At 31.6% G+C, this 14,405-nt stretch carries 11 protein-coding genes; 2 read left to right on the top strand and 9 right to left on the bottom strand.

Features of this window, described 5'->3' with window-relative positions:
- Positions 1 to 6 precede the first annotated feature (6 nt).
- From Q4Q35_RS01115 to der, 4 genes are all read right to left on the bottom strand, one after another.
- Positions 7 to 1,356 carry a sensor histidine kinase gene (locus Q4Q35_RS01115; protein ID WP_303276077.1) on the bottom strand — a complete coding sequence of 450 codons (1,350 nt, stop codon included), beginning with the start codon at positions 1,354 to 1,356 and terminating at the stop codon, positions 7 to 9.
- A gap of 10 nt (positions 1,357 to 1,366) precedes the next feature.
- Positions 1,367 to 2,521, bottom strand: a complete 1,155-nt coding sequence (locus tag Q4Q35_RS01110) for a hypothetical protein (RefSeq protein ID WP_303276076.1) — start codon at positions 2,519 to 2,521, stop codon at positions 1,367 to 1,369.
- A 111-nt stretch (positions 2,522 to 2,632) separates the two neighbouring features.
- Entirely contained in the window at positions 2,633 to 4,801 is a 2,169-nt protein-coding gene (locus Q4Q35_RS01105) for a TlpA family protein disulfide reductase (RefSeq protein ID WP_303276075.1), read from the bottom strand.
- 131 nt (positions 4,802 to 4,932) lie between these two features.
- Positions 4,933 to 6,237: a ribosome biogenesis GTPase Der gene (gene der, locus Q4Q35_RS01100; RefSeq protein ID WP_303276074.1), complete on the bottom strand. Its 1,305-nt coding sequence runs from the start codon at positions 6,235 to 6,237 to the stop codon at positions 4,933 to 4,935.
- Positions 6,238 to 6,360: 123 nt separating this feature from the next.
- On the opposite strand from der, the gene Q4Q35_RS01095 reads away from it, so the two are divergent.
- Complete coding sequence (locus Q4Q35_RS01095) at positions 6,361 to 6,819, top strand: GTP-binding protein (RefSeq protein WP_303276073.1); 459 nt, start codon at positions 6,361 to 6,363, stop codon at positions 6,817 to 6,819.
- A gap of 61 nt (positions 6,820 to 6,880) precedes the next feature.
- Here the strand turns inward: Q4Q35_RS01095 and era are convergent, their stop codons facing one another.
- The 4 genes from era to Q4Q35_RS01075 all read right to left on the bottom strand — a co-directional run bounded on the left by era (position 6,881) and on the right by Q4Q35_RS01075 (position 10,562).
- On the bottom strand, positions 6,881 to 7,759 hold the full coding sequence (era, locus tag Q4Q35_RS01090; protein WP_303276072.1) for a GTPase Era: 879 nt from the start codon (positions 7,757 to 7,759) through the stop codon (positions 6,881 to 6,883).
- A 130-nt stretch (positions 7,760 to 7,889) separates the two neighbouring features.
- The gene (locus Q4Q35_RS01085) at positions 7,890 to 8,615 is read right to left on the bottom strand and encodes an FKBP-type peptidyl-prolyl cis-trans isomerase N-terminal domain-containing protein (protein ID WP_303276071.1); all 726 of its coding nucleotides are present in this window, start codon (positions 8,613 to 8,615) and stop codon (positions 7,890 to 7,892) included.
- 204 nt (positions 8,616 to 8,819) lie between these two features.
- A complete protein-coding gene (locus Q4Q35_RS01080) occupies positions 8,820 to 9,488 on the bottom strand; it encodes a bifunctional 4-hydroxy-2-oxoglutarate aldolase/2-dehydro-3-deoxy-phosphogluconate aldolase (RefSeq protein WP_303276070.1) in 669 nt (222 codons plus the stop codon).
- A 33-nt stretch (positions 9,489 to 9,521) separates the two neighbouring features.
- Positions 9,522 to 10,562, bottom strand: coding sequence for a sugar kinase (locus Q4Q35_RS01075; RefSeq protein WP_303276069.1), 1,041 nt, complete (start codon positions 10,560 to 10,562; stop codon positions 9,522 to 9,524).
- A gap of 158 nt (positions 10,563 to 10,720) precedes the next feature.
- On the opposite strand from Q4Q35_RS01075, the gene Q4Q35_RS01070 reads away from it, so the two are divergent.
- A complete protein-coding gene (locus Q4Q35_RS01070) occupies positions 10,721 to 11,752 on the top strand; it encodes a LacI family DNA-binding transcriptional regulator (protein ID WP_303276068.1) in 1,032 nt (343 codons plus the stop codon).
- 211 nt (positions 11,753 to 11,963) lie between these two features.
- Here Q4Q35_RS01070 and Q4Q35_RS01065 read toward each other — a convergent pair whose 3' ends face one another.
- Complete coding sequence (locus tag Q4Q35_RS01065) at positions 11,964 to 14,393, bottom strand: bifunctional aminotransferase class I/II-fold pyridoxal phosphate-dependent enzyme/GNAT family N-acetyltransferase (RefSeq protein ID WP_303276067.1); 2,430 nt, start codon at positions 14,391 to 14,393, stop codon at positions 11,964 to 11,966.
- Positions 14,394 to 14,405 lie beyond the last annotated feature (12 nt).

Here is a 14,405-nt window from a genome sequence, read left to right as displayed (position 1 = left end):
TTTATACTAATACTTTAAAGGCATTGAAATTTCAACCTTTGTTCCTGTCTTTTCGTTTTCACTATCAGAAATATCAGTTATTTTGATTATCGCATTGGTTTTATAATTTTCATTAATTAAATTAATACGATCTTTTGCTAATTTCAAGCCATATTTCTCTCGCTTTAAGTTTGAAGTTTTTTTAGCCTGTACCTTATTTATACCTATACCATTATCTATAATATAACATATCAAGTTTTTTTCATCTATTTTAAAGTCAATTGACACATGTTTTTCTCCTTTTTTTTCATTCAATCCGTGAATAATAGCATTCTCGACAAATGGTTGTATAAGCATCGCAGGAATTTCAATGTTATGCTTATTTATTTTTGAATCTACGTATATTCTATATTCAAAAGGAAAACGTAAGCATTCCAATTCTAAATATTTTTTTATAGATTCAATTTCATCATACAACGGCACCAAACCTTTTTCACTTTTATCTAAAGTTAACCGCATAAGTTGTGAAAACTCAGTTAAATAATGATTAGCTTTATCGTTATCACCCTTATTTATAAGATTTTGAATAGCGCTTAGTGCATTAAACAGGAAGTGAGGATTCATTTGAGACCGAATGCTCTTAAGTTGCATTTCTACTAACAAGCGTTTCGTAACCTCCTTGTTTTTAGCTATAGTAATCTTCCATTTTATTAAACAATAACTAATTAATAAAACTAAAGCTATAAACAATGTGATTAATATTGACTTGTATTTTCTAAAAAAAGATGCCTTCTCAAAAACAATTGTTTTTAGAAAATTTGCATTTAAATAATGACCATTATCGTTTATATAATTATATAAGAGGCTATATTCGCCAGAATTATATACTATTATATGATAATTAACCCCATTTGATGAAGTCACATAATCTATCTTATAAGAATTATCAGAAAATAAAACTTCATTTTCTTTAAGTTCAATCTTATTTTTTAATGAATACCAATTATCAATAATAGATTTAGGTAATTTATTTGTTTTGTTAACTGCTATTTTATTGAGTTGAGTTATTTTAAAACCTTCATCTAAAAGTATATTAGATGCATTTATTTTTGTTACATTTATGTATTGTACATTATCATTATGTACACAAGTAAAATTTATTTTCTCTTTTTCTTTTACAATGTTGTTATAACCATATAACTCATTTTGAATAACAATATAATCTTCGGATATAATGAGTACAATTTCATTTTTATCATTTACCCAAGTACCAAAAACATATTCTGGAAGATAAGAAGGTAAAACACTTACACCTTGACCCAATATTAATTTGGGAATAAATAATAGAAATAAAAAAAATCCTTTTTTGAGTTTCAAATGAACACGATTAATTTTTAACCTTTTTATATCTAGCGTTAACAAATCCTCTGGGTCTTAATACAAACTCGCCATCTATTTTACTTGCTTTATACAAATTATAGTTTCCTTCATTATATAAAACAAACCAAATTATATTTCCATAATCAGATTTTGCAACATGGTCAATACGGCTCTTTACAATATCGTTAACTCCTAAAACACCTTTATCATCATTATAAAAATAATTATCAGTCACCTTAATTTTTTTGATTTTTCCCCAATGTAACCAGTCTCCTTTAATAGATAAAGGCACTGTATTATCAATGGGTTTTCTTTTTAAGGTACTTAATTTATCCGTTCTTATAGTGATCGTTTTGCTATCTAAATTTAAAACTTCAAAACCGCCTCTCGTAGACCTAATAACAAATTTATTCTCTCCATTTCTTTGAATACTTCTATAATATTCAATTCTAGAATTTGAGACTATATAATCTGGTGTTGTAATTAACATTAACGTACCGTATTTATCATACCAATTTCCAAAAAATTCTTTCGGCAATTCTTCTGGAAGCACCATGTTTTCTCCCGTTTCAATATAACTACTTGAAGGATTACCAAATGAAGGATTATTAAGACTTGTTGCGTTTATTTTATATTCATTTAATGCTTCAATTTTAGCAGCATTAGCAGCTTCAGGGCTGGGGTAACCTACAGATACTTTCCAACCATTAAGGCTCGCTTTGTTAAAAGGATTTAAAAAACGCTCTCCGTTTTTAGAAATATCTAGTTTATAAATAAACCAATGGCCTTTAGGGTTCGCTTCACCATAATTAATTTTTTTTACATCTTTTTCTAAAGGTGGAAAGTATAACTTATATCTAACTTCATCAGAATCTGACATGGTATTCCATTGAGATATATTTACGCCTTCAGATTTTGTTATATACAATCGTTTTCCGTTAACAGCAGCATTTTCAATATAAGTTAGTTTGGCTATTAAAAACTTGCTTCCTATGGGGCCTTTCATATTAAAATGAAGTATTGTTTCGGTACCTGTAACCTCTACCTTAGTTACATTGGCCGAAAAATTCTTACTAATATAATTTGGATTATTAATTACTTTTTGGGCAACAATACTTTTACACAAAAACATAATAGATAAAAGCAAGAAGCGTTTTTTCATAATCCCATAAGTTTTAAAACAAATATACTCAACTAATAAAATGAAATTTTTACCTTATTAGTATTTGTTGGAAAAAAATGAGTAATTGGCCTTAATGATTTAGAAATAAAGCTATTTCTGCATTTCAGTTTTAAAAATCGCTTTTAATGTAGCATTAGAGTTATGCTCCATCTTAGGGTTTACAATTTCACCTTGTTTATTTACCAATGCATAATGCGGGATTCCTCTAATGTTAAACTTCTGTTCTAAGTAATTCCATTCGTCTTTTGAGACTCTATAGTGTTCTCCTTTAATATCTACGATAAGCTTTTTCCATTGCACTTCAGGAGTCGTTTGATTTGTTATATACAAAAATACAACATCTTCATTTTTCATTTCTTCTTTAAGAGGCCTTATTCTATTAATTGCAGGAATGCATGCTCCACACCAGGTTGCCCAAAAATCGATATAAACCACTTTTCCTTTAAATTTTTTAAGCATCGCATCAACTAAGTCCTCATCTTTTGCTTTTTTTACGACATTAATGTGATACCCCTTTTTTAACTTATTTGCTTCTGCTATCTCTTTAGCTTTATTATTAACAACTTCTATATATTTTGATAAAAATGGATCTTTAATTTCTTGTTGAATATTTTTCACTTCTAAGTTTGTATATATTTTCAAGCTATCTGTAAATATTTTTGTTGCTCTATGAAGTCTAATATAATCGAATGCAAAACCTTCTGTCATCCCAAAAAATTCTTTAATATTATTTTCTATAACACTATCTGATTTTCCAAAAAGTGCCTTCGGATTATCTTCTGTATAGTTCTCTGCTTTATTTCTAAAAGCATAAGCAGAAGTTAAATTTCTTGTAAAAGAAGTAAATTGGAGCGGTTCCAGAACCATCAAACGATTATCTAATACCTCTTTTGAAATAAAATTATAAAACGATGCTTCAACCTTAAAATCTTTAATACCAATTTTATCCTTATCCATCTTAGCCTTCATATATTTTCTATAGCGTTCATAAGCCAAAACAGTTGTTATCATCGAAAACTCAATCCCTATTTTTTTTATTTGAAGTGCTTTACGACTAAAAAACTGTTTCTTATTTAATTCTTTAAGTGCATTATTTTCTTTATCTCTAAGTTCAAAGCATGCTTTTTTATAATCATCAGGGTTCCCAACAGACATTTCCACTAATTCCATCATAATTTCCCTATTACCAAAAGAATCTATAGATTCCATATCTCGTAAACCTGAATTTAACATAGCACAATCTCCCATAAAAAGCGTATTATTTCCATCTACTAAATGGAATGTTTCTTTTCCTGGTTCTACATAAACCTTTTCATTACCGTAAGGTAAAACTACTATTATATTCTGCGGGTAACTTACGGGAAGTTTTATTGAAAAACTACCATCGTCTGCTATCCTAACTTTATAATGATCTCTTTTAAGTGTAAAACAGTCCTGCATAATTATTGGAATATCTTTTACACCTTTAGCCCTATTTGTATAACCTTTAACAACTCCAGCATAGGTAGCTGAATCTAATTGAAATAAAGATGCCGCTTCATATGGCGTATCATTTTCTAATTTATAATTGGGGTTATATACTTTTTCTAAACTATATGTTTTTAGCAATTTTGGTTCAATACCAAAATTTACCTGTCCATTTTTGTTAAGCTTAGCATAAACTGTTTTTAAATTGCCGTTTCTTTCTAAAGTAATTGTATATTTTTCTCCTTTTACCTTAACCGATTTATAATTCCAGACACCTCTATTTATTATAGCATTTTTATTATAAAAACCATAGTCCCAACGATTACTCCCATCTATTAACATCCAATTTCCCCGAAGTATTTTTGGTAATACAAAAGCGTCACTTTCTTCATTTACGATAATATCATAAACAGCCCAATGACTATCATTAATTCCTCCTCTAAAATCAATGGTTTTTACACTAGCTCTTAATTTAGGAAAATGTAATGCGTAAACAAGCTCTCCAGATACAGGTAGAGTATTTGAACCTATTTCGACTCCAACAGCTTTAGTCATAAATAATTTATTACCACTGTCTACTTCTTCTATATAACTTTTTCTAGGAATAGTTATTCTTCGACCAGATCTTTTTTTAATATGAAAATGTAAAACTGTAGTGGTATCTACTAATTCTATTTTAGTTATTACCCCTGGAAAAGAAGATAATCCATATTCTGGGTTTTCAATAATTTTTTGAGCAATGACACTTTGAGAAAATATTACAACAAGTAGGATTAAAAGCTGTTTCTTCATGGTTTATAGATTTTAAACAAATATACTATGCAATAAAATGAAATTTTCACCTTATTAGTAATTTGTTGGAAAAAAAATGAGTAATCTGTTAAAACGAACCAGAATCCTTTTTAATATTTTTTAACTGTAAATTACTTCTTCCTCATATAAACACTAATGGGCACACCTTTAAACCCAAAATGCTCGCGAATTTTGTTTTCTAAAAAGCGTTTATAAGGATCTTTAATATACTGCGGAAGGTTACAGAAAAAAGCAAATTGTGGTTGCGGTGTTGGTAGCTGCATGATATATTTAATCTTAACATACTTAGCTTTATAAGCCGGCGGCGGATAATTTTCTATTATAGGCAATAGAATATCATTTAATTGACTCGTTTTTATTTTTTTAGCACGATTTTGATATACTTCAACAGCCGTTTCAATAGCTTTAAAAATACGCTGTTTTGTTAATGCAGAAATAAATATAACCGGGACATCTGTAAATGGTTCCATTTGTTTTTTAATGGCTTTTTCGTATTCTTTTACAGACTTATGGTCTTTCTCAACCAAATCCCATTTATTAACCAAAACCACAATACCTTTTCGGTTACGTTCTGCTAACCAAAATATATTTTGAACCTGCCCATCAAAACCACGAGTTGCATCTAAAACTAACAAGCACACATCGGCATGTTCAATGGCGCGTACACTTCGCATCACTGAATAAAACTCTAAGTCTTCTTTTACTTTCGATTTACGACGAATCCCAGCAGTATCTACCAAATTAAATTCGAATCCAAAACGGTTGTATTTTGTATCTATAGCATCGCGTGTGGTGCCTGCTATATCGGTAACAATATACCTATCTTCTCCTATTAAGGCATTTATAAACGAAGACTTGCCCGCATTTGGGCGACCTACTACGGCGAAACGAGGTAATTCTTCCTCTTCAATTTCTTCTTTTTCTGGTAAAGCTTCAACCAAAGCATCCAATAATTCGCCGGTACCACTACCATTAATACTTGCAATAGTATGATACTCACCTAAACCTAAAGAATAAAACTCAACGGCATCTTCAGCTCGTTTAGCATTGTCAACTTTATTTACAACTAAAAATACGGGTTTACTAACCTTTCTAAGTAATTTTGCAACATCTTCGTCCATTCCTGTAACACCGGCCTCCACATCTACCATAAAAATAATGGCATCAGCTTCATCTATAGCTAATTCTACCTGCTTATCGATCTCAGCTTCAAAAACATCGTCACTCCCCAGTACATAACCTCCTGTGTCTATTAAAGAAAACTCTTTACCGTTCCAATCACTTTTACCGTAATGACGGTCTCTAGTAACTCCACTTACTGCATCAACAATGGCTTCTCTTCGCTGTATTAAACGATTGAAAAATGTTGATTTCCCTACATTTGGTCTTCCCACTATAGCTACTATATTACTCATAATCTATAAATTGTCTGCAAAGGTAGTGTTTACTGTTTGAAGAAAAAATAGTATTTTACTATCCCTAAAACCTATAACCAAGTGCCGACAACAAATGACATTATTTTACGCCCTCGATTTAAGATGACATTAAATCAAAACAACGATGTTTTACTAAAAGCTTTTGAGGATACTAAAACGAGCCAATCTAACTTTATTATAACGCGACTAGACCAGCATGTTTTTATTAAATTCTCAAAAGAAAAACAGCATTTTTGGTCGCCACAACTACATTTAGAGATTGACGAGATTGATGATAATTCTAGTTTACTTCATGGTCTATTTGGCCCCAGTCCAACGGTATGGACTATGTTTATGTTTTTTCATTTTATTGTAGCAGGCTTGTTTATAGCTTTTGGCATATGGGCTTATACTAATTGGTCTTTAAAACAAAGCTATACCATCCAATTAAGCTTAATGCTTTTAATGGTAGTTGTCTGGGTTACTTTATACTTTGCCGGTCATATTGGAAAAGCTTCCAGTAAAAACGACATGCAAATATTGAATGATTTTATGTATGATGTTATAAAATCTCAATCTTAAAAAAGTAGTTAATTGTTCTCGTAAAAAGTTTTCCTCTTAAGATGAAAGTATTCGTGTATTCTTAGTTATAACCGAAGCGTTTTAACTGATTTTGATTACTTCTCCAATTTTTATTTACTTTAACATAAAGTTCCAGATGAATTTGTTTTCCGAAAAACGTTTCTAAATCTTTTCTGGCCTCTACTCCAACTCGTTTTAAAGCACTTCCTTTATGCCCAATAATAATCCCTTTTTGGGTCTCTCGTTCTACCATAATGACCGAACGAATTCTAATAATGGTGTCTTCTTCTAAAAACTCTTCTGTATCGACCTCAACGGCATAGGGTATTTCTTTTTTATAATGAATCAGTATTTTTTCTCTTATACTTTCATTTATAAAAAAACGTTCGGGTTTATCTGTTAATTGATCTTTTGGGTAAAAAGGTGGAGATTCTGGAAGTAATTCTATAATTCTATCAAATACTTCTTTTACTTGAAAACCTTCTAACGCCGAAATAGGTATAATTTCTGCATTTGGCACTTTTTCTGCCCAAATTTGCACTTGCGTTTCTAATTGTTCTTGATTTGATTTATCTATCTTATTTAAAAGCAGTAATACAGGTATCTTCGAATTTGTAATTTTTTTAAAGAACGCTTCATCTTTTAACGCTTGCTCACCAATTTCAACCATATAAAGTAATACATCGGCATCTTCAAAAGCAGATTTAACAAATCCCATCATAGATTCTTGTAACTCATATGCTGGTTTAATTATACCTGGTGTATCACTAAACAACACTTGAAAATCATCACCATTTACAATACCTAAAATTCTATGACGCGTGGTTTGTGCCTTAGATGTTATAATAGATAGTTTTTCACCCACAAAGGCATTCATTAGGGTTGACTTACCTACATTTGGATTACCAATAATATTTACAAAACCAGCTTTATGGCTCATATAATCTTAATTTATTAGGCTACAAAGTTACAACCTTGGTTTATTTATAGCACTATTAACAAGATGTAAAACAAAAAAAGCAGGAAGATATCTTCCTGCTTTTTGTATAAATAATGTTAGTAACTATTAATTACTTAACTATTTCTAATAATTCTACTTCGAAAATTAATGCGCTAAATGGCTTTATTTCTTTACTTCTGTTTTGAGCTCCGTATGCTAATTCTTGTGGAATGAAAAATCTATATTTAGACCCTACTGGCATTAATAGTAATCCTTCTGTAAACCCTTTAATAAATTGATTTGCTAAAGATTCATAAGGAGTTCCTCTATCTACAGAACTATCAAACACAGCACCATCAATTGTAGTTCCATGATAATCTATTTTTATTTTTGAAGTTGCTACAGGTTTTTCACCACTTCCTTCTTTTAAAACGATATACTGTAATCCGCTTTCTGTAGTTTCAACACCTTCTTTTGATATATTTTCAGCTAAAAACTTTTCTCCTGCAGCTTTATTTTCACCATATTGTTCTTCTGCTTTTTTAGCAGCTTCTTCTTGCTTCTTCTTCATTTCTTCTTGCTGTCTTTTCTGGAAATAAGCTTGAATAATACTATTAATCTTATCTTGCTCTATTAAAATATTTGTTGAATCAACACCATTTCTAAGCCCTTGAACAAAAAGATCTATGTTAGCTTCTTCAAAACCTGCTCTTACTTGGTATCCATTGCTTAATCCTATTGCATAACTTACCGAATCTGCTTCTGTTACTAATGGCTTATTTGATACACCATTTTTATTACACGAAACTACAAGTAAAGCAATTGTTATTAAACTTAAAAATTTTATTGTTTTCATCTGTTTATATTTATTTTTTTAATTGTTAAGTGTAACATTTATATGTCTTATTCAAATTTCTCAATTTAGAAGCTCAACTATAAATGCTATATTTTTTTAGTTTTTTGTTAGATGCCAAAAGTAACAAATTTACCCACACTAAAAAAAAAACCTTCCTGAATATTGGAAGGTTTTAACGATAGTAAATATTATAATATTCTTTTGCTAACTTCTAACATCTTGAATGAGTCCAATAGAAAACTTTATAAGCGCTTCTATTTTAGTATAGTCAAATTGTCCGTTAGCATCCTTGGCAATTAATTTAGACCCCATCCCAACGCAAGTAACACCTGCTTTAAACCAAGCTTCTATACTTTCTTTTGTTGGAGACACACCACCTGTAGGCATAATACTTGTCCAAGGTTGCGGTCCTTTAACCCCTTTTACAAATTGTGGTCCGTAAATATCTCCAGGAAACAATTTAACAATCTCACAACCTAGCTCTTCTGCTCTGGCTATTTCTGTTAAAGTACCACATCCAGGAGACCATAAAACCTTTCTTCTATTGCATACTATGGCAATATCTTCTCTTAAAACAGGTGTTACAATAAAATTAGCTCCCAAAGCCATAAATCTCGAAGCTGCTGCTGCATCGGTTACAGACCCAACTCCTAGAATCATTCCCGGTAACTCTTCTATGGCATATTTTATTAACTCACCAAAAACCTCATGAGCAAAATCACCACGAGCAGTAAACTCAAGTAATCTGGCACCGCCATCATAACAAGCTTTTAATACTTTTTTGCTTTCTTTAACATCTTTATGATAAAACAAAGGAACTAATCCTGTGTTCTTCATAACTTCTGCAACTTCTATTCTTGTATATTGTGACATTTTGTAATTGTTTAATTGTTAAACCGTCTTATTTTATCGTGCAACTCGACCAGAAGCATCTCCACCCATTAATTTTTGTACTTCATCTACAGTAACTAGATTAGCATCACCTTTTATGGTATGTTTTAAACATGATGCCGCTACAGCAAAATCTAATGCATTCTGGTCATCTTCAGGATATTTAAGTAATCCGTAAATTAAACCACCCATAAAGCTATCTCCACCACCTACTCTATCAACAATATCTGTAATTTGGTATTGGCGTGTTTCGTACATTTTTGTTCCATCATATAAAACACCTGCCCATGTATTATGTGATGCAGAAATAGAACCTCTTAAGGTTGTAATTACTTTTTTAGCTCTTGGGAATTTCTCCATCATCTGCTTACATACCGATAAGAAAGCTTCTGCTTTTACATCGTGCCCTTGCGTAGTAATATCTAAACCTTCTGGTTTAATATTGAAATGCTTTTCGGCATCTTCTTCGTTTCCTAAAATAACATCACAATAAGACGTTAACTCCGTCATAATAGCTTCACGATCACCACCATATTTCCACAATTTAGCTCTATAGTTTAAATCGGTAGAAATAGTAATTCCTTTTGAGCTGGCAGCTTTTACAGCTTCTAAACAAACATCGGCAGCTCCTTGAGAAATCGCTGGAGTAATCCCTGTCCAATGAAACCATTCTACACCTTCAAAAACAGCATCCCAATCAATCATACCTGATTCAATTTCTGCAATTGCAGAATGGGCTCTGTCATAAACAACTTTACTACCTCTTGAAACAGCTCCGGTTTCTAAAAAATAGATCCCTAAACGATCTCCTCCGTAAACAATTTTATCAACACCAACGCCTCTTTTACGCATTTCCATCATGGCACACTCACCAATATCATTTTTTGGTAAACGTGTTACAAAATCTACCGGAACACCATAATTGGCTAACGATACTGCTACATTTGATTCTCCTCCTCCATAAACAACATCAAAATTATTGGCTTGAGAAAATCTTAAAAATCCTTGAGGTGCTAATCTTAGCATAATCTCTCCAAAAGTAACTACTTTTTTCATGTTTTTAATTCTTATTTAAATATTAGTTTTGCGTTATTGCTTAAACGTTTAAGCAGTTGTTATAAATAAAACCAAAACCTTAATACAAACGATCGAAGTTTTGATTTTTAAACTAAAGCATTATATTTGCTTAAACGTTTAAGCAAATATATAAAAATTTGAGTAATAACAAAAAGACTACTATTAAAGATATTGCAAGTGTTTTAAATATTTCGCCTGCAGCTGTATCTAAAGCGCTTCACAACGATTCTCGAATTAGCCTTAAAACTAAGGAAGCTGTTAAAAAAGTAGCAAAAGACTTAAACTACCAACCCAACCATCTTGCCAGTGCTTTACGTAAAGGAAAAAGCAATTTAGTTGGCGTTATTGTACCTAGAACTAATAGCAACTTCTTTTCTTCCGTGATTGAGAATATGGAGGAAGCATTAAATAAAGAAGGCTATAATATTATTATAACACAATCTAACGAATCTTATAAAAAAGAGTGTCGTAATATTGATACACTTTTATTTACACAAGTGGACGGCATTATAGCTTCTATGGCTAACGAAACGACTAATTTAGAATATTATGAAAAAATTAAATCTAAAGGAATTCCTTTAATTCTGTTCGATCGCGGTGAAAACGATTTAAACGTAGATTATATAGGAATTAATGACTACGACAGTAGTCATTTAATTGTTGATCATTTAGTGCAACAAGGCTGTAAACGAATTGCTCATATTGGTGGTTATAAACATACACGAATTTTTAATAATAGAATTAGAGGTTATATTGAAGCTCTAAAAAAACACAATCTTCCTTTAGAAGATGAGCTTTTAATTGAAAGTAGCCTTACAACCAAAGATGGCAGAGAGAAAATGATACAATTATTGTCTTTAAAAGACAAACCAGATGCTGTTTATGTTGCTGGTGATTATGCTGCTTTAGGGGCTCTACAAGTATTAAATGAACAGGGTATTAGAATCCCTGAAGATATTGCTTTAGTTGGTTTTGGTAACGAACCCTTTACGGCAATGGTTACTCCTGCTATTTCAAGTATAAATCAGCATAGTACCGAAATAGGGAAACTGGCTGCTAAAACATTTTTAGAACACGCAAAAAAAACGATTATAGAACAAAGTTTAAATAAAATAATTCTCGATGCTGAATTAGTCGTTAGAGATTCTTCAAATATCAAAAACTCATAACTTACCTAGATTTTGATTTATACAACATATGGTCTCAACTAAACCATTATGGACTGGAAGTCCATAGGTTCGTTTTGGCAGACTGAAAGTCTGCTTCGTGAAATATGGTAAAACTGAATTCGTGTGAATTCGTGTCTAAAATTTTTAGAAGCTAAAAGTGGAATGCACTACATAGTTTTAACTACAGTTGGGACCAATAAATTTCTAAAAATTAATTATTAGTAGTTTCCATAACACTCATTAATCCCAAAGAAAAGTTGTCTTTTGCCTGTATATAGGCGTTTTTTGGAATAATAGTGGCGCCCACTTTTTTCTTTTCAAAGGATGCTGTCATACCAAAATCTATCTTTTTAAATCCAAGTTCTGTAGCACGTTTAATGGTTTGATATAATAACTGTCTGTAAACTTGATGCTCTTTAGTATAATTATAATCCATACCAATAAAAGCTGGTGTATAAGTGGCACCCAAATTTTTGTAACAAAGCATAACACCTACCGGGATATGCGATTTCCCAATGTTAAATTCTTCTTTTAAATAAAGTGTTAAAAATTCCCAATTAGGATGCTGAGACATCATCACAAATAGCTTTTTTGGTAAGGCAAACATATTTAAAGCTATATTATTTTTATTAACATTATTATATAGCTCATAAAACTGATTTATTTGATTTTCGTCAGGTTCTTTATTATATACAACCTCAAAACGATCTTCATAAGGTTGAATATCTTTTTTAAAGTGTTTTCTGGAACGTGTAGATAATGACTCTGGATATTCGTCCATGGTATTCCAATAAAGATCAAGGATCTGGCATGAATCGGGTATCATCATCTTAATGAACCCTTGTTGGTGAAATAACTGACTAAGTTCCTCATCATCTTCAAAATCCCTTAATACCACCCAGTTGGAATTACATTGATGTTGCAGTTCTTCAATTTTATCCAACATCTGCTTGACTGCTAGTTTCCATTGTGGATGCGATTTATCTACATACAAATGCTTTCCTTCTGTAAATGGCGACCCCATACCCAGCACGTAAGAAGTCAGGTAATAAGGTTCATCTTTTCGTATGTCTTCTAATTTAGTAGAAACAGAAACCGGAGCTAGCATATCATCTTTAGATAAGGCATATGTAAAAAACGTAGCTAATATTGGAGTATTCGCTTCATCTTTAATGATGATGTAATGAAACTTCCAATTATTTTCATAACCTTCGTTTTTCGTAAAAACTTTTTCTAGAAAAAGCAGGCCATCCCAATCAAAAACCCCTTGTTTCCCCATAAGTTTATTCCATTTATCTTTATCGATATCTTGTATCGTCTGTTTGTATTCAATACGAATACCCTCAACAGCTTTCTTCTTTTTCGATTCCTCATTTAAAATGGGTAGTTTAAAAGCCATCCTAACTTTATTTGGTGTAGTATGTGTATCTTCTAAAGCTTTCGGATAATGATAAACCATAGCGTCTACTAAACCTTTTATTTCTTCTGCCTGATTATGTCTGGAAATAGTAACTCTTATGCCTGTATTTTTCACGGGTACGGCTGGGAATATTCCCAAATTCACAAAAAACCCTTCAGACATTAACCTATTCACAAAATTATATCCAGTAACCGGCATCCCTGTTCCTATATAGAATACTGGCGAATTATTTTCTTCAACTAAAGGCAAATCTGTGTCTGCTAACAAGGTATTAAATAAGGTGATGCGCTCTAACAATTCGTTTTGAAGCATATAAATCTCTGGTGAAAGGTGAATATTTGCGGATGCAATTGCCGCAGCTATAGAAGCAGGTTCTAACTGAACTGAAAAAGTTAAAGGCCCCCCAAAAGTTTTAATTTTATGATGTCTTTTTTTATGGGTACATACAGCAACAGCTCCACTGGCTCCAAAAGTTTTACTTAACGTTCCAAACAACAATATATTTTCAGGTAATTCCTTTAATTTACTAAACGCATACCCCGTTCCTCGTTTACCTGCCCAACTCATTCCATGAACATCATCTATGTATAAATGTAATTGCGAATATTTGTTACATAACTTCATAAGATCATCTATAGGAGCTACATCTCCATACATAGAATAAACACCATCTACCATATACCATATCTTTTTACATTTGGATGATAATTTTTTAATTTTATCTTCCAACATATCAAGATTGTTATGCCTAATCATCTCAATTGGCACACTACGGGTTTTAAGTGTATTTGCTGCGCTTTGTACACTCCAGTGTACCTGATGGTCTAAAATAATGGCATCACCATCATCAACAGCACTGGGGATAGCTCCAAGATGGCCAAGGGTGCTATTTTTTGTAATAATAATAGGCGCATTATACAACTGGGTCATTTTCTCTTCAAGTTCACGGTATAACGGATTTGAAATATAACTTTTAGAAAGCGGAAACTGTGTTCCATATTTATAAATAGCATCCACAGCGGCTTCTTTTAAGCGCATGTCCTGTTCTAGGCCTAAATATCCTGTAGTTCCAAAATGAAAAAGATCTTTTTGTTTTACTTTTATCTTTCTACCTGTGAAATTAGTACCTTCTGCATATAAATGTAATACACCTTGTTCTTTTGCATCTGTAAATACTTCATTAACTGTATTAAGAAAATTATTGTGCTTAATTTTTGCCATTTTGGAGTTTAT

Source organism: Flavivirga aquimarina (assembly GCF_030540835.1).
Classification (GTDB): Bacteria; Bacteroidota; Bacteroidia; order Flavobacteriales; family Flavobacteriaceae; genus Flavivirga; species Flavivirga aquimarina.
This window is presented reverse-complemented; position numbering and strand designations above follow the sequence as displayed.